Annotated in this window: 24 protein-coding genes; all 24 read left to right on the top strand. The window is 41.4% G+C overall.

Going from position 1 to position 23021, the window contains the following annotated elements; all coding sequences use genetic code 11:
• The first annotated feature begins 9 nt into the window (after nucleotides 1–9).
• Nucleotides 10–732 carry a (Fe-S)-binding protein gene (locus AC06MN_RS13230; protein WP_475672856.1) on the top strand — a complete coding sequence of 241 codons (723 nt, stop codon included), beginning with the start codon at nucleotides 10–12 and terminating at the stop codon, nucleotides 730–732.
• A 274-nt stretch (nucleotides 733–1006) separates the two neighbouring features.
• A complete protein-coding gene (locus tag AC06MN_RS13225; RefSeq protein WP_475672855.1) occupies nucleotides 1007–1567 on the top strand; it encodes an acyltransferase in 561 nt (186 codons plus the stop codon).
• A 220-nt stretch (nucleotides 1568–1787) separates the two neighbouring features.
• Nucleotides 1788–2918, top strand: coding sequence for a DegT/DnrJ/EryC1/StrS family aminotransferase (locus AC06MN_RS13220; RefSeq protein WP_475672854.1), 1131 nt, complete (start codon nucleotides 1788–1790; stop codon nucleotides 2916–2918).
• Between the two features lie 178 nt (nucleotides 2919–3096).
• Nucleotides 3097–4218, top strand: coding sequence for a sugar transferase (locus tag AC06MN_RS13215; protein WP_475672853.1), 1122 nt, complete (start codon nucleotides 3097–3099; stop codon nucleotides 4216–4218).
• 208 nt (nucleotides 4219–4426) lie between these two features.
• A complete protein-coding gene (locus AC06MN_RS13210; protein WP_475672852.1) occupies nucleotides 4427–5275 on the top strand; it encodes an ABC transporter permease in 849 nt (282 codons plus the stop codon).
• A gap of 2 nt (nucleotides 5276–5277) precedes the next feature.
• Nucleotides 5278–6120 carry an ABC transporter permease gene (locus AC06MN_RS13205; protein WP_475672851.1) on the top strand — a complete coding sequence of 281 codons (843 nt, stop codon included), beginning with the start codon at nucleotides 5278–5280 and terminating at the stop codon, nucleotides 6118–6120.
• Nucleotides 6121–6346: 226 nt separating this feature from the next.
• Complete coding sequence (locus AC06MN_RS13200) at nucleotides 6347–7456, top strand: AAA family ATPase (protein WP_475672850.1); 1110 nt, start codon at nucleotides 6347–6349, stop codon at nucleotides 7454–7456.
• Between the two features lie 414 nt (nucleotides 7457–7870).
• The gene (locus tag AC06MN_RS13195) at nucleotides 7871–8983 is read left to right on the top strand and encodes a DegT/DnrJ/EryC1/StrS family aminotransferase (RefSeq protein ID WP_475672849.1); all 1113 of its coding nucleotides are present in this window, start codon (nucleotides 7871–7873) and stop codon (nucleotides 8981–8983) included.
• 35 nt (nucleotides 8984–9018) lie between these two features.
• Nucleotides 9019–9255 (top strand): DUF3791 domain-containing protein, encoded by a 237-nt coding sequence (locus AC06MN_RS13190; protein ID WP_475672848.1) that lies wholly within the window; start codon nucleotides 9019–9021, stop codon nucleotides 9253–9255.
• Nucleotides 9245–9748 (top strand): DUF3990 domain-containing protein, encoded by a 504-nt coding sequence (locus AC06MN_RS13185; RefSeq protein WP_475672847.1) that lies wholly within the window; start codon nucleotides 9245–9247, stop codon nucleotides 9746–9748. The genes AC06MN_RS13190 and AC06MN_RS13185 overlap by 11 nt, the downstream gene beginning before the upstream one ends.
• 4 nt (nucleotides 9749–9752) lie before the next feature.
• Nucleotides 9753–9980: a DUF3791 domain-containing protein gene (locus AC06MN_RS13180; protein WP_475672846.1), complete on the top strand. Its 228-nt coding sequence runs from the start codon at nucleotides 9753–9755 to the stop codon at nucleotides 9978–9980.
• A gap of 35 nt (nucleotides 9981–10015) precedes the next feature.
• Entirely contained in the window at nucleotides 10016–11215 is a 1200-nt protein-coding gene (locus AC06MN_RS13175) for an ATP-grasp domain-containing protein (RefSeq protein ID WP_475672845.1), read from the top strand.
• On the top strand, nucleotides 11191–12669 hold the full coding sequence (locus AC06MN_RS13170; protein WP_475672844.1) for an ATP-binding protein: 1479 nt from the start codon (nucleotides 11191–11193) through the stop codon (nucleotides 12667–12669). Before AC06MN_RS13175 ends, AC06MN_RS13170 begins: the two co-directional genes overlap by 25 nt.
• Nucleotides 12669–13628, top strand: coding sequence for a hypothetical protein (locus tag AC06MN_RS13165; protein ID WP_475672843.1), 960 nt, complete (start codon nucleotides 12669–12671; stop codon nucleotides 13626–13628). The genes AC06MN_RS13170 and AC06MN_RS13165 overlap by 1 nt, the downstream gene beginning before the upstream one ends.
• 62 nt (nucleotides 13629–13690) lie before the next feature.
• A complete protein-coding gene (locus AC06MN_RS13160) occupies nucleotides 13691–15244 on the top strand; it encodes an ATP-binding protein (protein WP_475672842.1) in 1554 nt (517 codons plus the stop codon).
• 273 nt (nucleotides 15245–15517) lie between these two features.
• The gene (locus AC06MN_RS13155) at nucleotides 15518–16519 is read left to right on the top strand and encodes an AAA family ATPase (RefSeq protein ID WP_475672841.1); all 1002 of its coding nucleotides are present in this window, start codon (nucleotides 15518–15520) and stop codon (nucleotides 16517–16519) included.
• A 2-nt stretch (nucleotides 16520–16521) separates the two neighbouring features.
• Nucleotides 16522–17118: a hypothetical protein gene (locus tag AC06MN_RS13150; protein ID WP_475672840.1), complete on the top strand. Its 597-nt coding sequence runs from the start codon at nucleotides 16522–16524 to the stop codon at nucleotides 17116–17118.
• Nucleotides 17119–17315: 197 nt separating this feature from the next.
• Nucleotides 17316–17918: a GNAT family N-acetyltransferase gene (locus AC06MN_RS13145; RefSeq protein ID WP_475672839.1), complete on the top strand. Its 603-nt coding sequence runs from the start codon at nucleotides 17316–17318 to the stop codon at nucleotides 17916–17918.
• 22 nt (nucleotides 17919–17940) lie between these two features.
• Complete coding sequence (locus tag AC06MN_RS13140) at nucleotides 17941–18174, top strand: acyl carrier protein (protein WP_475672838.1); 234 nt, start codon at nucleotides 17941–17943, stop codon at nucleotides 18172–18174.
• Entirely contained in the window at nucleotides 18174–19250 is a 1077-nt protein-coding gene (locus tag AC06MN_RS13135; RefSeq protein ID WP_475672837.1) for a ketoacyl-ACP synthase III, read from the top strand. The genes AC06MN_RS13140 and AC06MN_RS13135 overlap by 1 nt, the downstream gene beginning before the upstream one ends.
• 50 nt (nucleotides 19251–19300) lie before the next feature.
• Nucleotides 19301–20287, top strand: a complete 987-nt coding sequence (locus AC06MN_RS13130; RefSeq protein WP_475672836.1) for an acyltransferase family protein — start codon at nucleotides 19301–19303, stop codon at nucleotides 20285–20287.
• The gene (locus tag AC06MN_RS13125) at nucleotides 20280–21029 is read left to right on the top strand and encodes an SDR family NAD(P)-dependent oxidoreductase (RefSeq protein WP_475672835.1); all 750 of its coding nucleotides are present in this window, start codon (nucleotides 20280–20282) and stop codon (nucleotides 21027–21029) included. The genes AC06MN_RS13130 and AC06MN_RS13125 overlap by 8 nt, the downstream gene beginning before the upstream one ends.
• 22 nt (nucleotides 21030–21051) lie before the next feature.
• Nucleotides 21052–21951, top strand: coding sequence for a polysaccharide pyruvyl transferase family protein (locus AC06MN_RS13120; RefSeq protein ID WP_475672834.1), 900 nt, complete (start codon nucleotides 21052–21054; stop codon nucleotides 21949–21951).
• 8 nt (nucleotides 21952–21959) lie between these two features.
• Nucleotides 21960–23021 (top strand): ketoacyl-ACP synthase III, encoded by a 1062-nt coding sequence (locus AC06MN_RS13115; protein ID WP_475672833.1) that lies wholly within the window; start codon nucleotides 21960–21962, stop codon nucleotides 23019–23021.

The raw sequence follows: 23021 nt of genomic DNA, 5'->3' as shown, positions 1-23021 counted from the left end.
AATTGTAATATGACAGTTGACTTATTTATCCCATGCTTTATCGACCAGTTCCATCCCGAAGTAGCCTTGGCAACCGTCAAAGTCTTGCGCAAAGCGGGTGTCGAAGTTGAATATAATCCCAATCAGACTTGCTGTGGACGTTTCGCCTATAATGCTGGTTTTATTGAAGATGCAAAGGCTTTGGGCGATAAGTTCATGTCGGATTTTTCAAACAATCGTCCAATAGTTGCTCCAACTGCTTCTTGTGTTAATTTCATCAGGAAACATTATCCGGAATTGTTCTACAATACGTCCAATCATTTGAATTTCAAACGCTTGGTTGGTAATGTCTATGAACTGACTGATTTCTTGGTCAATGTTTTGCATTATGATGATTTTGGCGCAGAGTTCCCTTATAAGGTGACTTATCACGACAGCTGTTCGGCATTGCGTGGAATGGGCTTGGGAAAAGAAGCGCGTCAGTTGCTTTCGAAAGTAAATGGCATGGAACTTATAGAGATGAAGCAGACCGACATGTGCTGTGGAAGCGATTTGTCGTTTGCGCTCAATCATGAAATGCTTTCATTGGGCATGGCAAGTCATAAAGTTAAGAACGCCATGAACACCGGAGCCGAATATATTGTTTCTACCGACATGAGTTGCCTTGCACACCAGAAGTCGTACATCGACAAGCAGGAATTGTCAATCAAGGTGATTCACATTGCGGAGGTGTTGGCATCGGGTTGGGAATGAGTTTAAGTGGAAAGTGTTTAAGTGGGAAGTGAAAAAGTTAGGAGTGAGGAATTAGGAGTTAGGAGTAAACAGCTTCCTTGAGTTTGTCGGATGGACGGTTCATAGGTCTCCAGAAGAAGGAAACAGGAGAAAGGAGAGTTTGGGATACGAGTCCGTCCTGAAAGGCGGCTTGTTGAAGCGAAGGGCAGAGCGAGCGTTAGCGATAGGCACCCTTCGCAGAAAGAAAAAAGTTGAATCATTAAATTTTGAATTTTTAAATAATAAATCAATCTATATGGAAAAGGATTATTTCGTTCACGAAAGCAGTTATGTCGATGATAATGTAAGCATTGGCAAAGGAACGAAGATTTGGCATTTCTGCCATGTTCAGTCGGGAGCCGTAATCGGTGAACGTTGTTCTTTGGGTCAAAATGTAAATGTTGGAAATAATGTGAAAATAGGAAATGGTGTCCGTGTGCAGAATAATGTCTCAATTTACGAAGGCGTTGAAATTGAAGACAATGTGTTTTGTGGCCCAAGCTGTGTTTTCACTAATGTAACAACTCCGCGTGCTCATTTTCCAGTGCATTGTATCTATGCCAAGACCGTGATTGGTGAAGGGGCTTCTTTGGGTGCAAATTGCACGATTGTTTGTGGACACAACGTCGGAAAGAGCGCTTTGATTGCTGCCGGAGCCGTGGTCACAAAGGATGTGAAACCCTACGCGCTGATGGCTGGTGTGCCAGCCCGTCAAATTGGCTGGGTATGCGAATGTGGCAAACGCCTTGATGCTTCGCTGAAATGTGGGTGCGGCCGCTGTTACGTCGAGGAAAACGGAATGTTGAAAAAGATGTAGAGACGCGATTCCGCGTCTAAAAATGAAAAGTTTTAAAGTGTAAAGTGAAAAATTGCTCGTTGAGCCTGTCGAAACGGCGTTTGAAGTGGAAAAATCTTGAACTTTTGAACGATTTTGGATGTTTTCATAATTGACACAAAAAAAACAGATAATTAAAGACCGAAAACTGATAACTGTAAACTGATAACTGTAAACTGATAACTAATAAAAACTCAAAACAATGCAATTCAGAGATTTAAAGACACAATATGCAGCCTTGAAGGACGAAATGGACAAGGCGATTCTTGATGTGGTGGCTTCGAGTGCATACGTCATGGGACCGAAGACTAAGGAAATGGAACAGGCTTTCGCCGAATATGTGGGCGTGAAGCATTGCATAGCTTGCAATAGCGGCACCGATGCGTTGCTGCTCGCTTTGATGGCTTGGGGCGTGAAGGAAGGTGATGCGGTTTTTGTACCGAGTTTCACTTTCTTTGCTTCGGCAGAAGTGATTGCCAACGTGGGCGCAACGCCAGTCTTTGTTGATGTCGACGAGAATACCTTTAATATAGATATAGCTGATTTGGAACACAAAATCGACCAGACTGTTAAGGCTGGCAAACTGGCTCCAAAAGTTATCATAGCTGTTGATTTGTTCGGCCTTCCTGCTGATTTCAAGGCGATTAGAAAGATTGCTGATAAATATAATCTTTTTGTTTTGGAAGATGGCGCACAAGGCTTTGGCGGTCGTATTGAAGGTCGGGAGGCTTGCACTTTCGGTGATATTGCCACGACTTCTTTCTTCCCGGCAAAACCTGTGGGTTGCTATGGTGATGGCGGTGCTGTGTTCACCAACAATACTGAATGGGCGGAGTTGATTGATTCTTATCATGTTCATGGCAAAGGCAGCGATCGTTACGACAATGTCCGTATCGGTATCAATTCGCGTCTTGACAGCATTCAGGCAGCTATTCTTTTGGTGAAATTGAAGGCTTTCAAGGCCTACGAATTGGTTGATGTCAATAAGGTTGCGGCACGTTATACCGAAAAATTGAAAGATGTGGTGAAGACGCCAGTTGTGCCAGAAGGTTACTATTCCAGCTGGGCACAATATACTTTGCAATTGGAAAGTGAAGAACAGCGTGCAGGATTGCAAGCCGCTTTGAAGGCTTTGGACATCCCGACGGCCATTTACTATCCGATTCCGATGCACCAGCAGACCGCTTTCAAATATCTGAATCCTGATGACAACCTTTGCCCAGTCTCTGAAAGGATTGCCAAGACTGTACTTTCTTTGCCGATACATCCATATCTTTCTGAAAAAGATCAGGACATGATTTGCAATGCAGTGCGTGAATATTTGAAGAAGTAACGCTAAAAAAATAGCATGAGACGATGTGAAAGAATAAATTACACATATTCTGTCATTTATGCAATAGCATCATTACAACTTATTATTTAATCATCACCAAGTAGACCTTGGAAGTAGGAAAAAAAACGTGAGGAGATTGGAAAAGTAAATGCAAAATAAAAGAAAGGAATTTTGAAAGATGGGAATCAGGGAACGTTTTAACAAGCTGACGATTCGCGACAATTACGATGAAGTGATGGAATATCTTTCATCAGCTGAGACGAAACATGCTCCGGTCTTCGACTACGAACACGCTCCAACGGAATTGTGCGAACTGATTATCCACGCTTTCCATCCTCGCGGTGAGGAACGTTCCAAATGGCTTAATGATTTTGCTGCAAAATCATGGGCGTTGCCCGATGGAAAATGTCATGTCCTTTTGGCGGAAGACCATTTGAATGTCATACGCTATGTGAACCGTTATCTGCGCAAGGCCAATGAAAAGTTGGCCGATGATGGCTATTTCGTCTGTTCTTTCGATACCGCACAAAAGCATCGTGCCCAGATTTATAGCAAACATCCCCGTTTCCTGGCAAATATCATTTATTTCTTTGACTTTATCTGGCATCGCGTATTTCCCAAGGTGGGGCTGACGCGCCGTTTCTATTATTTCTGCACGAAAAAGGTGAGGAAGGTCTTCCCGCGTCCGGAAATATTAGGCCGTCTATATTACTGTGGCTTCGATGTCGTTTGTGAACAGTATGTCCACGACCGTTATATGGTCATCGGTCAGAAGAAACGTCCACCTTGCAGAGAACCACATACTTGCGGATTTTTCATTAAGTTGCGTCGTGTCGGTAAGGATGGCAAGCTTTTCGATGTGTATAAGTTCCGCACCATGTATGTCTATTCGGAATTCCTTCAAACTTACATTTACAATAACAACAGTATGGATGCAGGTGGCAAGTTTCACGATGATTACCGCGTCACGGAATGGGGCAAGGTTTTGCGCAAATTTTGGATCGACGAACTGCCCATGCTCCTGAATGTCCTGAAAGGTCAGATGAAACTGGTTGGGGTGCGTCCGTTGAGCAGACAGTATTTCGGTCTTTATTCGCCTGAAATCCAGCAGTTGCGCATCAAGACTAAGCCTGGTATGCTGCCCCCTTATTACGTTGATATGCCGGAGACCATTGAAGAGATTCAGGAGAGCGAGAGACGCTATTTGGAAGCCTATCTCCAGCATCCTTTCCGCACCGATTGGAACTATTTCTGGAAGATTGTCAGAAACATTGTATTCAAAGGGAAAAGGTCAAAATAAATCAACGTTTCTTCCTTGCTTTTTCAAATTTTTTTATTGTAAATTTGCAAACTGCATTTTGCGCCCGATTTTTCGGGTAAAAGTGCTTTTGTTTGGTACTTGCTGATAATGCAAGAGGTTATATATTAGTGTTTTATGGCTTTCTTGTGTGAGTCAGAAGGCGAAGCCGTATAAAGACGAAATTGAATTTTTTTCATAGTTTTTGGTAATGAAAGAGGAAAAATGGGACATAGAAATTAAGCCTAAGGACCGTATGCTAGCCATTGACTTTAAGGAGATGTGGCGCTACCGAGACCTTTATGCCTTGTTTGTAAGAAGAGATATCTCGACGGCTTATAAGCAGACTGTGCTTGGACCACTTTGGTGGATTATCAATCCAATCTTGTCGATGATAGTGATGGTAGCTGTATTTGGCGGCATCGTCGGCATTCCTACCGATGGCGTTCCTGCTGCTTTGTTTTACTTGCTGGGGCCTGCCGTGTGGGGCTATTTTTCGGCTTGCCTTACAGCGACCTCCAATTCGTTTGTGACCAATTCGAATATTTTCGGCAAGGTGTATTTCCCAAGGATGATTATGCCTTTCGTTTCCGTAACTACTAATTTGGTGGCCTTTGGTGTGCAAATGCTGATTTTTGTTGCCTTTTACATCTATTATGTTGCAACTGGCACTCCGATTGCACCCAACTGGATTGGACTTTTGTTCCCGGTATTAGTCGTAATGGTTGCCCTTACTGCTGCGGGATTTGGAATGGTAATATCTTCAATGACAACAAAATACAGAGACTTGCAGATTGTCTTTACCCATTTGGTGAGTTTATGGATGTATGTTACGCCAGTCATTTATCCATTGAGCATGGTTACGAATCCTAAGTTGCACATGCTGATGTCGTTGAACCCGGTTACTCCTATTATGGAAGCCTTGAAATATGGCTTGCTTGGCACTGGTGATTTCAGTTGGCTTTGGCTGGGCTATAGTTTTGTTTTCATGGTAGTGCTGTTAGCTTTTGGCATTATTGTTTTCAACAGGACTCAAAAATCATTTATGGATACGGTTTAATTATGGAGAATTTTACAACCGAAATAAAACCCAAGGATAAACTTTTTAATCTCGAACTGAAAGAAGTTTGGGCAAAAAAATACTTGCTATGGCTGTTCATCAAGCGTGACATTCTGGTGCAGTTCAAACAGACCATCTTCGGTTTCGCGTGGTATTTCATTTCGCCGCTCGTATCAACGGCAATATATATTATTATCTTCAGCCGTGTGGCGGGCATCCCAACTGATGGCATTCCAAAGCCGCTGTTCTATCTTTCGGGTCAGTGCTTGTGGAACTATTTTTCTCAATGTCTGACTAAGGTTTCGTCAACATTTTCGTCCAATTCCAGCTTGTTTGGGAAGGTGTATTTCCCTCGGCTTATTGTGCCGATTTCGCAAGTGTTGTCGCAGTTATTCCGCTTCTCAATACAGATGATGCTTTTTATCGTCGTGTATGTTATCTATGCGATAAAAGGCGTTGATGTAGCTCCAAACGTCTATTTGCTCATGTTCCCAGTGTTGGTCCTTATGTTGGGTGGTCTGGCTATGGGCTTGGGATTGATTGTCACTTCGCTGACTACAAAATATCGTGACTTGAACAATTTCTTCGGTGTTTTCGTTTCCTTGTGGATGTATGCTACGCCTATTGTTTATCCCATGAGCGTGATTGAAAATGAAACCCTCAAGAACATCATGCGACTCAATCCTTTGACATCCATTATCGAGGCTTTCAAATATGGAGCTATGGGTGCTGGAGAATTCAGCTGGGGCTGGCTGGCCTACAGTTTTGGCATTATGGTGGTGCTTCTCCTCGTCGGAATGTTGCTGTTCAATAGGAAACAGAAGCTGTTTATTGATACGATTTGATGCAGGGTTATATATTGAAGCGATGAAGGAAATGTTGATCTGAGATTCATTTTTTTTCAGGCGTTTTTCTTGAAATGAGTATCGTAAAAGTTTGTAAAAAATAAATGAATAAATAAAATATCCACAGCAATAGAATATAACATCATATCCAAGCAGTACCGCTTGAGACAAGTGAGTGCTAGAAACAATGATTACGCTTTGAGGCGTAACACTAAATAGTGTAATTGTGAATCCTTTTAATTACATATCGATAGCGCAGGGCGATAATTTTTACGACCGTACCGAAGAAACGGAACGGATGGTGAAGACTTTATCGGGAGGAAACAATATCGTGCTGTTGACCCCTCGCCGTTACGGAAAGACTTCGTTGGTCTTCAAGGTAATGGAAGAATTGGAAAAGCAGAATATTGTTTGCGTTTATTTCGATATGATGCCGGTCTATTCCTTGGAGTCGTTTGTCGAATTGTTTACTCAGGCATTGTATCGTAAGCAGACGGCAAAGGAAAAGTTCATGGGTATGGTCTCCAAACTGAGGAACATTCGGCCTAAGCTCACGTTCGATCCTGTTGGGAATGCCGATTTCAGCATTGATATTATGGAGCCACGCATCTCGTCCGCTACTGTTGCCGAAGTCCTCGAATTGCCTGAAAAGATGTCGCAAGATGGCCGTAGGGTAGTTGTGGTTTTCGATGAATTTCAGGAAATACGCCGATTCGATAAATTCGGATTGGAAAGCCTGATGCGGAGCAAAATACAGTTGCAGCATGCCGCTAACTATCTCTTCCTTGGCAGTAAGACACATTTAATGCAAGATATGTTTATGGCCAAGAATCGTCCATTCTATAATTCGGCTATGGTCATGCAACTATCGGTGCTGCCGGAACGGGACACTTGTCGTTTCCTTCAAGACAAGTTTGCTGCATCTGATATCGTGATTGAGGAAATGATGTGCCGTTACTTGATTTCCCGCGCTGATAACATTCCATATTACATACAGTTGCTTGCAGCCGAAATCTGGCAATACATGACCCCTGATTTACATGAAGTGACAAAGGATATTATTGATGAATGTTTTGCGAGGGTTATTGAACTTAAGCACGATTATTATTTTGAGTTGTTTGATAGGTTTTCGCCGGCGCAAAAGCGTCTTTTGCAATCCATAGCGCGTTCGGGCGATAACATTTTCTCATCAGAATACATTGCCAACAACCGTTTGGTTGGTGCGTCTTCCATACAGAAATCACTTTCCGTGCTGATTGAGTCGGGTTTGGTGGAACGTTCGGATTCGTCGTACTTCATTGGAGATCCTTTTTTCAGACGTTTTCTGATCGGATGACGTTGTTGAATGTTAAATTGAGCTGAGAAAATTGGCCTAAAATGCGAAAAAATGATGAAACGATGCTGTTTTTGCAGGTTTGCGGCTGATTTTGTCATTTTGTGGTTTGGAGAAGAAAATATAGATTTAAATTATTGATAATTAGTTGTTTGGGTGTCGTTGTATGACAATGACAAACGATGATTTAACATTTTAACGTTTTAACATTTAACATCAAATTTGTAGCATGGAAAAACAAAGGAATTTCATTTCTCTAACTAGAGAAAATTTTTTTCCTAACTAGGGAAATCGTTTTTGGCTTTTTTAACCGCTCCGAAATGTTAAATGTTAAAATGTTAAATGGATGCTCTTGTGAGTTGGAAAACTTTTGGAGTTGAAGGAATAAGGTGTTTTGATAAATACTAAAAAACTGAAATGAATACTGCTGGCAAGATAACGGTCACATCCCCTTTGCTTCCCAATCTTGATGAGTTCAACGAAATGTTGAAACAGATTTGGGACAGCAAGTGGATTACCAACAATGGGCAATTCCATCAACAATTGGAAAAGGCCTTGGCGGAGTATTTGGGTGTGCCGTATATCAGTCTTTTTACCAATGGCACTTTGCCACTGATTACGGCTTTGCAAGCTTTGCACATTACGGGTGAGGTGATTACTACGCCTTATAGTTTCGTGGCAACGACCCACGCACTTTGGTGGAATGGTATCAAACCGGTTTTTGTTGACATCGACCCGAGCAATTGCGGTATGGATCCTGAAAAGATTGAAGCCGCCATTACGCCTCGCACCACTGCCATTATGCCTGTGCATTGCTACGGCAAACCATGTGATACGGAACGCATCCAAACCATTGCCGATAAATATGGTTTGAAAGTAATATATGATGCCGCTCATGCTTTTGGGGTAAAGGTAAACGGTGAGTCAATATTGAATAATGGCGATATGTCCACCTTGAGTTTCCATGCAACGAAAGTGTATAACACATTGGAGGGAGGGGCTTTGGTCGTTAAAGATGCCGCTACGAAACAGCGTATCGACTATTTGAAAAATTTTGGCTTTGCAGGAGAAACCGAAGTGGTGGCTCCAGGCATCAACAGCAAGATGGATGAGCTGAGGGCGGCATACGGCTTGCTGAACCTGAAACAGGTGGATGCTGCCATTGAAGCGCGTCATCAGGTGACTATCCGTTACCGAGAAGCTCTTCGTGATGTAAAAGGCATCCGTTTCTTTGACGATATGCCGGGCGTGCGGCACAATTATTCCTATTTCCCGATTTTCGTGGATGCAGAACAATATGGCATGACACGTGATGAACTCTATTTCAGGATGAAGGAAAACAATGTATTGGGCCGTCGTTATTTTTATCCTTTGATTAGCACTTTTTCGACTTATCGTGGTCTGGAATCGGCAAGACCTGAAAACTTGCCGGTGGCTACCCGCATTGCCAACGAGGTGATTTGTCTGCCTATGCATCATGCTTTAAGTGAGGCAGATGTGGAAAAAGTAATTGAATTGATTGTGAAATAACGCCTTTTTCGAATGCATTATAAAACAAGACAATAATGGAAGGAACTGAGAGAACCCCTCAAGGTGATAAAGTGCTGTTTGCTGTCATTGCCATAGAGAATGCGGCTAAAAAACTGAATTTGTCAACGGAAGAACTTGTGAACCGCCTTGAACGTCAGAATCTTATTGAGGGGCGCTTGTTCCGCTATTACGATATGCTTCACACCCAAAGTGCGGATTATGTGGCTGACGATTTGATTGAGACTCTTTTGAATTATGAGAATGGGGGATAACAATATACTGTATCATGGTGCTGTGATTTCGGTTGCAACTCCTTTGGTGAAAGTAGGTCGCCATGAATTGGATTTTGGTCCGGGTTTTTATGTGACGCACGACAAACAGCAGGCAACGGCATGGGCGCAAACGAAAGCCAGCCGCCGAAAGGATGGTCAACCGATTTTGAACGTCTATCGTTTTGCCGAAGATGCCTTTTTGTCGGAAACATCATGGAAAAGACTTGTTTTCTCGGAATACAGTTTGGAATGGCTCAACTTTGTGGCTGCCAGTCGGAAAGGACAGCAGCCATGGGAGAATTACGATTGGATTGAAGGAGGAATTGCAAACGATAGTGTCATCTCTACCGTCGATGCTTACGTTGATGGTTTCATAACAGCCGAACAAGCCATTGGACAGTTAGTCAATGCCGATCTCAAACATCAGATTTGCATTCGGCATCAGGATGTTGTGAATCGTTTTCTCACATTTATTGAATCGGTGGAATTATAGAACGATGAAAGAATACATTTTGTGGCGCAAAATGGCGCGTATTATCATGCAATTAGCTGATACACTTCAGATAGCTCCAGAAAAGGCGTTGCATTATTTCTATGCCAGCCATGTTGGGCAGCAACTGCATGATCCTAAATACGGTTTTCAGCTTATGTCTGATACCTATATCGTGAATGATGTGCTGGCGGAAATTCGCGAAGGAATTGTGACGGAAGAATGTGCCCTTTGAACGGATGTGGATAAAGTAATTGAATTGATTGTGAGATGAAGAAACTCATGCTTCTCGGCGGTCTGCGGTATTTGTTGCCGGTGATTGATGCTGCGCATAAGATGGGCATTTATGTCATTACGGCGGATTATCTGCCGGATAACATTGCCCATAAATACAGTGACGAGTATGTCAATGTGAGCATCATTGACAAGGAGGCTGTGCTGAAGGTGGCAAGAGAGAAGCAGATAGATGGCATCATGTCGTTTGCAGTTGACCCAGGGGTTGTTACGGCTTCATACGTCCAGCAGGAAATGGGACTGCCATCATTTGGACCATACGAGAGTGTGGTTATCCTTCAAAATAAAGATAAATTCCGTGCTTTTCTAGCCGAAAATGGTTTTAACTTGCCATGGTCATTTGGCTTTTCCTCAGTTGAGGAAGCGTGGAATTGTAGAAATAAGTTCTCGTATCCATTGATTGTGAAACCTACAGATTCTGCAGGGAGTAAAGGTTGCAGCAGGGTGGATAGTGAAAATGAATTGCAAAAGGCTCTTGACTATGCCATGGAACATTCCATAGGTAAACATATTATTGTTGAGGGATTTATAGAAAAAAGAGGCTGTTCTTCTGATACGGATTGCTATGCCCAAGATGGCAAGCTGAAGTTTGTCAGTTTTTCTGCTCAGCGTTTTGACGAGAAAGCAATAAATCCTTTTACGCCATCTGCATATTCTTGGCCGTCGACTTTTTCTGCAGAAGAAGAACGATATTTGACCGATGAAATGCAACGGCTGATAACGCTTCTCAACATGAAAACTGCGGTCTTCAATGTCGAGACTCGTATTGGAGTGAATGGCAAACCGTATATTATGGAATTTACGCCTCGTGGTGGTGGCAACCGTTTGTGCGAAATGCTGCGATATGCTACGGGCGTTGACATGATAACGGCCATAACAAAAGCTATGGTGGGTGAAGAACCCGAAGATATAGAACAGAAGCCATACAATGGCCACTGGTCGGAATCCATCCTTCATGCTGATAAAGATGGCAAGTTTGCAGGATTGCAGATTGATTCCTCTTTGCCGGCTGAAATCGTGGAAACAGATTTGTGGGTGAAGGAAGGTGATTTTGTGCATGGCTTTGAAGGTGCCAACAATGCGATTGGGACGTTGGTGATGAGGTTTGATGATGCAGGTGAGATGGAAAAAGCATTCGCAAATCAGCAGGAATGGTTAAAAGTAATGGTGAAATAATGGGAAAAAGAACTATATGCGATTTGGCAAATGCCGTTGAAGGACAGACTTTTGATCGCAAGAGCATTAAAATTGCGGCGAAGGATTTGGCTGTCATTGTGGTGGCTTTCGCTAATGCGGATGGTGGAACAGTTGCTATAGGAATTTCGGATGATGGCGAGTTAGAAGGTGTTGACGAGCATCAGGAACATGTGAATGAGTTGTTACGTGTTCCGTTTGACTTTTGTCAGCCTACTGTAAGAGTAATGGTGGAAAGATTGCCGTTTTCTCATCATGATGGAACTCCTGACCATATTCTTTTGATGAATGTGCAACAGAGTCAGAAAGTTCATGCGAATCAAAAAGATGAGGTTTTTTATCGTGTTGGCGACAAATCCAAGAAATTGACATTTGATGAGCGGTTGCAGTTGCTGTATGATAAGGGGGAAATGGTTTATGAAAATAAATCCGTTTTTGGAGCTTCATTAGATGATATTGACTTGCAACTTGTTCAGGAGTATTGCGAGATGATCGGTTATCCGAAATCGCCATTGGAGTATCTGGAACAAAACGACAAATTGATTGTCAGGGAAGGAGATGAATATAAGATAAGTTCTGCTGCCATTCTGCTGTTTGGCAGGAACCCGCAAAATTTCTTTCCTCGTGCGCAAGTGCGTTTCATAAAGTATCAGGGAACGGAAGCTTTGACAGGTGCCCAAATGAATGTGATGAAAGATGTGACATTTGATGGAACTATTCTCGACATGGTCAATAAAAGCCTTGCGTTTGTGGGAACGCAAATACGTGAACATACCTATTTGGGACCGGATGCCCGTTTCGTCACCAAGCCGGAATATCCTGAATTCGTTTGGAAAGAATTGATCATAAATGCAATAACACATCGTGATTATAGCATTTTAGGTACTGACATCCAGATTAAAATGTTTGATGACCGAATAGCCGTGGAGAGTCCAGGCAATTTGCCGAGTATCGTGCGTTTAGACAATATGAGGTATGTCCATTTCTCACGCAATCCGATCATTGCCAAGTTTTTGAAAGTGCATAGATTTGTCCGTGAGTTCGGTGAGGGTGTTGACAGAATGTACCGTGAATTGCTGGAGGCCGGCTGTCCTTCACCCAAGTATGAGCAGATTGCTTTTATGATTGTCGGAACAGCATATTCCTCAATGTCTGTACATTCTGATGAAACGGAGCATGAATCTTCGAATGTTACGGATAAGAAACAGAAAGATGAAAGTTCGGAGAAAAGTTCGGAGAAAAGTTCGGAGAAAGTGTTGTGGTTGATGAAGGAAAACCCCGAAATAGCAATACAGGAACTTGCTGGAAAACTTTCCATAACCACTCGCGGAGTTGAGAAGATAATCGCCAAGTTGAAATCTCAAGGTCTGATTACCCGAATAGGACCGGATAAGGGAGGACGCTGGCAGGTTAACGAGATAGAGAAAGGAAAATAATGGATAGGGCAATAGGTGGATATTTCGGCTTAGAACTTCGCCATGGCGAACATTATCACAAGGATGCCATCCGACTGAATACGGCACGGAATTGTTTTGAGTATGTTTTACGCTCCCGGCAATATACAAAGGTTTATATTCCTTATTATACATGTGAGGTGATGCTTGAACCTTTGAATAAGTTAGGTGTCCAATACGAATTTTATTCAATAAATGAAAAACTTGAACCAGTAGTATTACCAGACCTTAAAGAAAATGAAGCCTTCTTATACACAAACTACTATGGTCTGAAACAAGATTGCGTATTAATGTTGGCAAATTGTTTTGGAAACTGTTTGATTGTAGATAATGCACAGGCCTTTTATGCCAAGCCGATTCAAGGAATTGACACTTTTTTTTCGGCAAGAAAATTCTTTGGGGTTGCGGATGGGGCTTATCTTTATACGGAATGCAGATTGGATGAGGAATTTGGACAAGACCAATCCTACGATAGGATGACGCATCTTTTGAAACGTGCAGATGTCGGTGCTGAGTTTGGCTATCAGGATTTCAGGACAAACGATGATTCTCTGATAAACAATCCAATCAGAAGGATGTCGAATCTGACGGAAAAGATACTTTGTTCGATTGACTATGAATATTGCAGAGAGAAGAGAATCGAAAACTACAGGCATCTTGATGGACAGCTGAAAAGCAGGAATAAGATTCATTTCGAATTGGCTGATGATGCAGTTCCGATGGTTTATCCGTATCTGACAGATGACGCCAATTTGCGAAACAGATTGATTGAGAATAAAATTTTTGTGGCTAAGTATTGGCCGAATGTGCAGGAATGGTGTGGCGAAAATGATATTGAGTACAAATTAACGAAATATATGCTCCCTCTGCCTTGTGACCAAAGATATGGCGAAGAAGAAATGAATGGAATAATTGAATTGATTTACGCATCTCAAAAGTAAATAATAATCTTGCGGGCGAATGTTCCCGTGGTGAATTTGTCCGTAACATAATTGATGAAGAAATGAGAAAATATCCGATAGGTATACAGAGTTTCGAGGTCTTGCGGGAAGAAGACTTCATATATGTGGATAAAACGGATATGATATATTATTTGGCACAACAACATATCTGTTTCCTGTGTCGTCCGCGGCGTTTTGGCAAATCGCTGACAATATCCACCCTTGAAGCGTATTTTCTCGGCAAAAGGCAGCTTTTCAATGGCCTGAAAATTGACCAATTGGAACATGATTGGAAAACATACCCCGTTTTTCATATCGATTTTAATGGCGTTGATTTTTCACAGCCGATGGCATTAGAAAATACATTGCAAAGCTATGTGTCTCGTTGGGAAGATCAATATCAAATCAGTGCTGATGCAAATCAAAGCATTGGCTTAAGATTGGCATCGGTTATTCGTATAGCTCATGAAAAATCGGGACGGCGTTGTGTCGTGTTGGTAGATGAATTCGACAAACCGATATTGGATGTGCTGGAAAGTGAAAAGGAGGATTTAAATAGGAACATTCTTAAGGGCTTTTATTCGGCATTCAAGTCCGCTGATGCGGATTTAAGATTTGTCCTGCTCACAGGTGTTACAAAATTCTCGCAAGTCAGTGTCTTTAGTGGATTCAACCAACCTTACGATATTAGTATGAATCCTGATTATGATGCTCTTTGCGGTATAACGGATACGGAAATGGATACATATTTTGCGGAATCAATAACAGAATTGGCTTGTAATAACAATGTATCTGAGGAACAGATGCGGAATGCGCTGAAAACATTTTATGACGGCTATCATTTCAGCGGATCTCTGCTTGGCCTATATAATCCGTTCAGTGTCTTGAACGCTTTTGCCAACAATGCTTTGCGCAGTTATTGGTTTTCAAGCGGGACACCCTCTTATTTGTTGAAACTGTTGCGGGGAAAACTTGTGGATATGCAGACTCTGTTGGACAAGGACTATACACCGGAATACTTCACCGATTATCGCGCATGCGTGGAAGATCCGTTGGCCATGCTTTATCAAAGCGGTTATCTGACAATAAAAGAAACAAGACTTCAGGATGATTTTACCAAACGTTATCGCTTGGACTATCCCAATGCTGAGGTTAAACGGGGGTTCGTCACTCTGCTCGCAAATTCCTATTTCAGTTCCAATGAAGATGCAGGGAATGTATGTGAACGTATGGTTGGATGCTTGCGCAATGCAAGTTTGGATGAACTGCATGACATAATGAATGTGTATCTTGCAGATATTGACTATGAGATGCGCAAGGACAAGGAATATCATTTCCAATATACTTTTTATTTGATCTTCAGTTTGTTATCTGCATACCATGTGAAAGTTGAACAGCACAACAGTCAGGGACGTGCTGATTTGGTGGTGGAGACAAAAGATTATGTCTATATCTTTGAGTTTAAGTTGGATGGAACAGCATCAGAAGCACTTCAGCAGATTGAGGATCGCAAGTATGCCCTCCCTTATGAGCAGAGCGGTAAACGGATATATCTGATAGGCGCATCCTTTGGAAAGAAGAGCGGTGTTATTGATGATTGGCAAGTGAAAGTTTGAACAAGTTCATGGAGACTTTGAAGAACGGGACATGGATTTTGAAAACATTGATTAGGATGCCCCGATGGTTTATCCTTATTGGACAAAAGATGATTCGCTTCGGAAGAAATTGATTGACAATAGGATTTATGTGGCTAAGTATTGGCCGAATGTGCTGGAATGGTGTGGCGAAAATGATATAGAGTACAAATTAACGAAATATATGCTTCCTTTGCCTTGTGACCAAAGATATGGGGATGAGAATATGGAACGAATATTTAAGATCATAAAGTCATGATAAAGTCTATTAGAATTGAGAATTTTGGAGGAATAAGCGAAGTCGGCTTAAATGCGTTGTCCAATATCAATTTGATTATTGGTCCCAATCAGTCGGGTAAGACCACCATGCTAAAGGCATTATATGTTGCTGTAAAGACGACAGAACAAAACAGAAGGGGTGCCGAAAACAGGTCGGATAAAGAGATTCTGGCCGACAAGCTTTATTGGACCTTTCTGGCTCGTGAGTTGTCTGCTTTGGTCAAGAAAGGCTCGAATTCATTGTCATATTCAATGACGTCAGATAAAGGAGAGAAGTTCTCGTTTTCATTTACGGCTTCTGCGGCAAAATATGCAAACATTACAGATAATACTTTTGCTCCGACTGCCACAAATTCCGTTTTTATTCCGGCAAAAGAGATATTGTCGATAAAAAATGCCATTATCAATTCCAGGTTGCGTACGGAACAGGGGTATGATGATACATATTATGATTTGGCCATGGCATTAACGCCAACTACAAAGGGCCGTAATTATGAAGCCTTTGCTAATGTGCGTCGTTCCATTGAGACGATGGTCGGTGGACGGTTGGATTTTGATGCCTCAAAAGAACAATGGGTGTTTCAAGATGAGAATCGCCGTGTTTATGAAATCGCCATGACTTCGGAAGGTGTGAAAAAAATATCCATACTGGATGTTTTGCTGGGTAACCGATATTTGTCAAGTCAATCCATTATCTTTATTGATGAAGTGGAAGCAAATCTTCATCCTGCCATGATTAATACCTTTATGAATGCAGTGATGATGCTTTCTCAGGTTGGGGTGCAGTTTTTTATCTCCACTCATTCGTATTTTGTAATAAAGCGTTTGTATATCCTTGCGCATAAACTTGGTATATCTGTACCGGTTTTCTCTTTCGCTGATGGGGAATGTTCGTATGGGGATTTGCAAAAGAATATGCCCAAGAATGCCATCATAGACGAGTCTGTCAAATTGTACAAGGATGAAGTGATGCTTTGAGTATGGAGTTCGTAGAGTCGTTCATGCGTTTTGTCTTCAGTGATGAAGATGTGTTCATCATAGAGAATGACCCTTTGGTAAAGGAGACAGAGGGTGTCAAGTCCTGTGAATGTGTGGTACTTATCAATGAAAAGGTTGCTTTGATAGAAGCGAAAAGTTCGTCCCCAAAACCAGATAACAAAGAGAATTTCGACACTTTCATCGAAGACATTAAAGAAAAGTTCGCTACATCATTGTGCCTGTTTTCTGAAATTCGTGGCAAACAGCATGGGCAGGAAGCATTTGAAAGGTTGCCCATTCGGCTTCAGAAATTTGATTTGTCGGATGAGCAGTATGGAATTTATCTGATTATCCATGGAAATGATGAATCGTGGATGGGTGGCTTGCAGGATGCTCTGCGCGAGGCATTACGGGATGTGATTGAACAATGGAATATAGACGATGTCAATGTGAAAGCCCTGAACCACACAATGGCTAAGGAATTGAAGTTAATAGTTGATTATATCCCAATGGATGTGCTTTCTGCGATAAAACAGCCGAAAGATGATACCGAGCAACATCGTAGAAATGCGGAGGAATGGTTTAGGAAAAATGGTTGAAACAATTGTATTGATTTGTGAAACAGAATGATTGAGAATAAAGTTATGTGGCAACTTATTGGCCAAATGTGCTTGAATGGAGCAACCCCAATGAGTTAGAGTATGAATTGACAACATTTGCTTTGCCTTCGCCAATTGACCAAAGGCATGGTAAAAACGAAATGAATATAATATTTAAAATTTATAATTGCTGACTGATGGAAACCGTATTGTTTAGAGATTTTGAGGAACGTGATGTCGATTCCATTTATAAATGGAAGAATGACGAACAGTTGAATAGTTTGATTGTCGGTCAATATCACCCATTTTCATACGAAGAAGCTATAAATTGGGTACACGGTTGTATGGGCGAGCACAAAACCTATAAGTTTTGGGCTGTATGTACTAATGATGAAGAGAAACGAATAATTGGCTGGGTGAGTCTTTCTGATATTGATTATGAAAATATGAGCGCGAGTTTTCACGGAATAGTTATTGCAGATCCAAATTATAGGGACGGATTTGCCTGGATTGAATCCTATTTGTTTGTCATGTCTCAGACGTTTGATGTGATGGGACTTAATAGGCTGGAGGGGAAAAACCTTGTCAATCATAAGCAGAGCAACTTTATTGGAGGAATCCTGTTTTGGAAAGGAGAGGGCATTATGCGCCAAGCTGTTAGAAAAAACGGTGAATTCTATGATTTGAGAATAGGCAGTATTTTGAGAAAAGAATACTTAGACCATAAAGTTAATGGTGAATATGAAATGTCTTCAATTCTTCATCGTCTTAGGAATAGTCTTAGAAACAGAAATAAATAATAGATTTAACATAAGTATCATTATGAAAACATTAGAAGAATTTGTAGCTCTCTTCGCAGAGCAGTTTGATGACACCGATGCAAGTGAATTTGCTGCAACAACCGTATTCCATGATTTGGACGAATGGTCTTCCCTTACAGGCCTTTCGGTCATTGCCATGGTTGACGAAGAATTTGACGTTGCCTTAAAAGGTGATGATGTCAGAAATTCCGTTACCATCGAGGATTTGTATAACAAGGTTATCAGCAAGCTCTAATGGCATTTCTTGAATTTAAGAACGTTAGGATCGCCGGCATTGCAGCCGGCGTTCCTAAAAACGTCTTGAGCAATTTGCATCCAGATGCTTCGGATGGTATCTCAAGTGAGTATTCTCCTGAAGAATTCGTTAAGACCACAGGCGTAAAGGAAAGACATGTGTCTGATAATCTTTGCACTTCTGATTTGTGCTATGAGGCTGCGGAAAAACTTATCGCTGATTTGAATTGGAATAAGAGTGAAATAGAAGCACTCGTGTTCGTGTCTCAGACTGCTGATTACGTGTTGCCTTGTACCTCATGCATTCTTCAAGACCGCTTGGAACTCAGTAAGGAGTGTTATGCGACTGATTGCACTTTGGGTTGCTCTGGCTGGGTGTATGGATTAAGCCAGATTCTGTCATTGTTATCGGCTGGCTCTATAAAAAAAGCGTTGCTTTTATGTGGCGATGCAAAGAAACGTGCTGCAGGGCCACGTGACCCTTTGTTCGGACATGCAGGAACGGTGACGGCTGTCGAGTTTAAAGAAGGGGAAAAAGGTTTCCAGTTCCATTTCGGTACGGATGGCAGTGGCTTTGATGCCATCATTACGCCTGATGGTGGTAGCCGTAATCAGGTGTCGCCTAAATCATTCGAATTGGAAGAAGTTGAAGGCAAGATGATGCATCGTATGCAGACTCGTATGAAGGGCATGGATGTGTTCTCTTTTGGCATTTCTACCGCACCTAAGACAGTGAAGAAATTGGCCGAGCATTATGGCTTCGATTATCAGGATTATGATTATTTCGTGTTCCATCAGGCGAACATGAAGATGAATAATATGATTGCAAAAAAACTAAAATTAGAAGATACAAAGGTGCCTTCTTGTATGTATGAATTTGGCAATACGTCTTCTGCATCCATACCGTTAACGATTGTAACGCAATTGAAAGACCGTGCAGCTGTGCCAACCAAGTATATTTGCTGTGGCTTTGGTGTAGGTCTGTCATGGGGAACTGTGGCTTTTGAGACAAAGGATATTGTTATCCCTGATTTGGTAGAACTTGATGATACAGAAGTGTCGGCATACGTGGTCTGAAAAACGAATTACATCTAAAAAGTTCATCTTTGATTTCAAAAAGTCGGAATATGGAACAACGGAATGACTATACTACTGTAGTTCACGGTGCAATGATTTGCATAATGATTTTTCTTGGACATTGTAGCTTCTTTAGCCACTTTTATCCGAATTTGATTATACAGTTAAAAAAAGCCCTGTCTTTTTTCATGCCGTGGTTTTTCTACAAGTCAGGCTTTTTTAGCAAACCTTCTGGGGGGGGAAGAACCCGGCATTATTTAAAAAAATATATCCGGCCCTTTATCATTTATGGCTTGATAGGCTGGTTGGTGCAAGGCCTGATATTATGCCTTGGAGAAGGAGAGAGCGTTCTTGTGTGGCTAAGACTTTCCTTGAAAGGGCTTTTGCTTCGTGGAGACGTGTATGGGAATGGCGCATTATGGTTCCTTTTGACATTGTTTTTTGTCAGACTGTTTTCTGATTTCATTTTGCACAAAGTCCATCCGATTGTGGTGGCTTTAGTCTGTCTTTCAGTGGCGACGGCTCATTTCTATTTTGCTGGTTCGCATACTCCGTGGTATTTGGGTAATTTTTTTTCAGGTTTGTGTTTCTTCTCATTGGGCAACTATTTCAGAAAATATGAACAGAACAAGTGGGTAATTGTTGTGGCGGCAATTGTTTATTTCTCTTATGTTGTGCTATATTTGACGGGGAAAATGGATTATGCTCCCTTATACTTTCACAAAAATACAATTTCGAAAGGGAACTATCTTTTGTTCTATCCTTTTGCTCTGAGTGGAATCGTTGTAATTAATAACTTGTTCAGAAAATCGTATGATTATTGGAAATTCCCGGTACTTTCATATATTGGTCGTAATGCGATGAATTTTTATGTCACCCATTGGATAGTTTTGGTCGTAGCACAATTTGCTTTCTCTTATCAGCTTAAGTTTCAATCGCCCAAATATTTATGTCTTTTGTATGTTTTGAGCTGTATAGTTGTTTTGCCGATTATCAGCTGTTTAATCAATTTAATAAAGAATAGGAAATATGTATAATCCGTTTTCATTAGAAGGAAAGACGATTCTTATCACAGGTTCGTCTTCAGGTATTGGCCGCACAACGGCTATTGAGTGCTCGAAATTGGGCGCAAAATGTATTATTACAGGCCGTAATCAGGAACGGTTGCAACAGACTTTTGACCAACTCGAAGGAGACGGACATCTGCAAGTTATAGCCGATTTATCCACTCCTGAGGGAGTGAAAGAATTGGTGGAAGCAATTCCGTCAGTGGATGGCCTAGTGAATAATGCAGGCATTTCTTTCACCAAACCCATTGGTTTCATTAAGCACGATGATTTGCTGAAGGTATATGAAACCAATGCGTTTGCTCCTATTTTGCTTACAAACGACATTGTGAGGAAAAAGAAAATAAACAAAAGTGCTTCTGTTGTCTTTGTTTCTTCTGCTGCTTCCTATGGCTGTAGTCCTGCAAATTCGGTGTATGGTGGTGCAAAAGCTGCTCTTGCCAATTTTATGCATTATTGTACAAGGGAACTTTCACCTGCAAAGCTGATTCGTTTCAATGCCGTTCATCCAGGAATGGTACAGACGGAATTGGTCGATAACTTGTCTTTTACAGATGAAGAAAAGCAAAAGGATATGCAACGTTATCCATTGAAGCGTTATGGACATCCGACAGATATTGCTTGGGCCATCATCTATTTGTTGTCCGATGCTTCATCATGGGTAACGGGAAGTAGCCTGATTATTGATGGTGGTGTTCTGAATAGAATGTAAATCATGTAAAATTATTGTTTCTATGAGTCTGAATTCTTTTCAGCATGGTATGAATTTATATGTCAATCGTTCTAGAATGGTGGGACACTATCCTGAAATAAAACCGAAAGAGGATAGAGTGAATTTATACGATTATCATCCAGAACTAGATTCTTATGGAAAAGAAACGAGATATAATAATAGTCGCTATAATTTAGGCGATTATTTAGGCTTTGTAATAGTTAATTGGATGCTTGAAAAGAGGAATCTGTCATTGGATTCGCCAACTTGTGGCAAAAAATTTTTAAATTCAGTTGGCTCTAATGTCTTTGGTTCGTATCAGAATTGTACAATATGGGGGTCGGGTGCTATGTTCGAACCTAAAAGCATTTGGAAATATTTGTTGTATTATCCTTTCCGAAAGTTGGATGTACGTGCCGTTAGAGGACCATTGACAAGGGATGTCGTGTTGAAATTTGGACATAAATGTCCAGAAGTTTATGGCGACCCCGCTATTCTTATGCCTTTAATTTATCAACCAGAAAAGAAGACGGAATGCAATGAGTTTTGTATTATCCCTCAGTTCTATGTTGAAAAGGGTTTGAGGATGAAATACCCAAATCATAGTATGGTTTCCATGAATACTGATGATTATAAGAGTGTGATAGATGCAATAGTTTCTAGCGAAAAAGTTGTTACAAGTTCTTTGCATGGGATAATTTTGGCGGAATCATATGGTGTTCCTGCCGTTTTCTTCCGTTCTTTGGATAAAGTTATTGATTTTAAGTATCTTGATTACTATTATAGTACTGGAAGGCGTGATGTTAAAATAGCAGACACGTTGGAGGAAGCTTTGCAAATGTTTCCCCTTCCCATACCAGATTTGTCAGCATTACAGCAAGGTCTCCTTGATAGTTTCCCATACGATTTGTGGGAAAAGTAATTGTTTTTATGGCCATAATTACCTATCATAACGTCGGTATTTCCGCTATGGCGGCATGTGTGCCGCACCAAGTCATTGACAACTATCATTACGACTTGGACATTTTCCCTGAAGAGGATGTAAAGAAAGTGGTGGACAAGATTGGTGTGGCTGAACGCCGTTTCGTTGATGAGCAAACCTGTTCTTCTGATTTGTGCTATGCAGCGGCAGAAAAACTGTTTGCTGACAATGCCGTAAACAGGGAAGAGATAGACTTGTTGGTCTTTGTGTCGCAAACGCCGGACTATCGTATGCCGGCTACTTCCATTTTGTTGCAAAACAGGTTGAAATTACCAAAAACCTGTATCGCTTTCGATGTCAATCTGGGCTGCTCGGGGTTCTTGTTTGGTTTGAGCATCGTCTATTCTTTTATGGAAAAAAACGGCTTGCGCAAAGCCTTGCTTTTGGATGGAGAGACACGCTCGAAAGTCTACTCAAGGAAAGACAGAAAATCCGCTTTCATTTTTGGTGATGCGGGTGTTGCAGCACTGATTGAAAGAGATGAAAAATATGGCGAAAGCCATTTCTCATTGAACTCTGATGGTTCCCGTGGCGATTTGATTATGATACCGGGAGGCGGTTACCGCAATATGAGTTCTGCCGAGACACTGAAAGAGAAAGTCGTTGACGAGTATGGCAATATTCGCAGCGAGGAGCAGGGTTATATGAATGGGGATGATGTCTTTAACTTTGTCATCATTGAAATCCCCAAGGATATCAAGTGCCTTTTCAAAGAGACAGGTGAAGACCTTAAAGACATGGATTATTATGTCTTCCATCAGGCCAATACTTTCATCAACAGTTTCATTGCCAAGAAGATGAATTTGGATGCGGAAAAGATTCCGTGGTCGATTCAAAAATATGGAAACACTTCCTCTGTTTCTGTGCCGCTTACCATTATCAGTGAGTTGAAGGGCAAGATGGCAGGCCGCAAAAAGCTGATGTTAAGTGCTTTTGGCGTTGGCATGGCTTGGGCTACGGCTATTGTTCCTTTTGTAGATTGTAGGATTAGCGAAATAGTTGAAATATAA

This window comes from Candidatus Limimorpha sp. (assembly GCF_056203535.1).
This window is presented reverse-complemented; position numbering and strand designations above follow the sequence as displayed.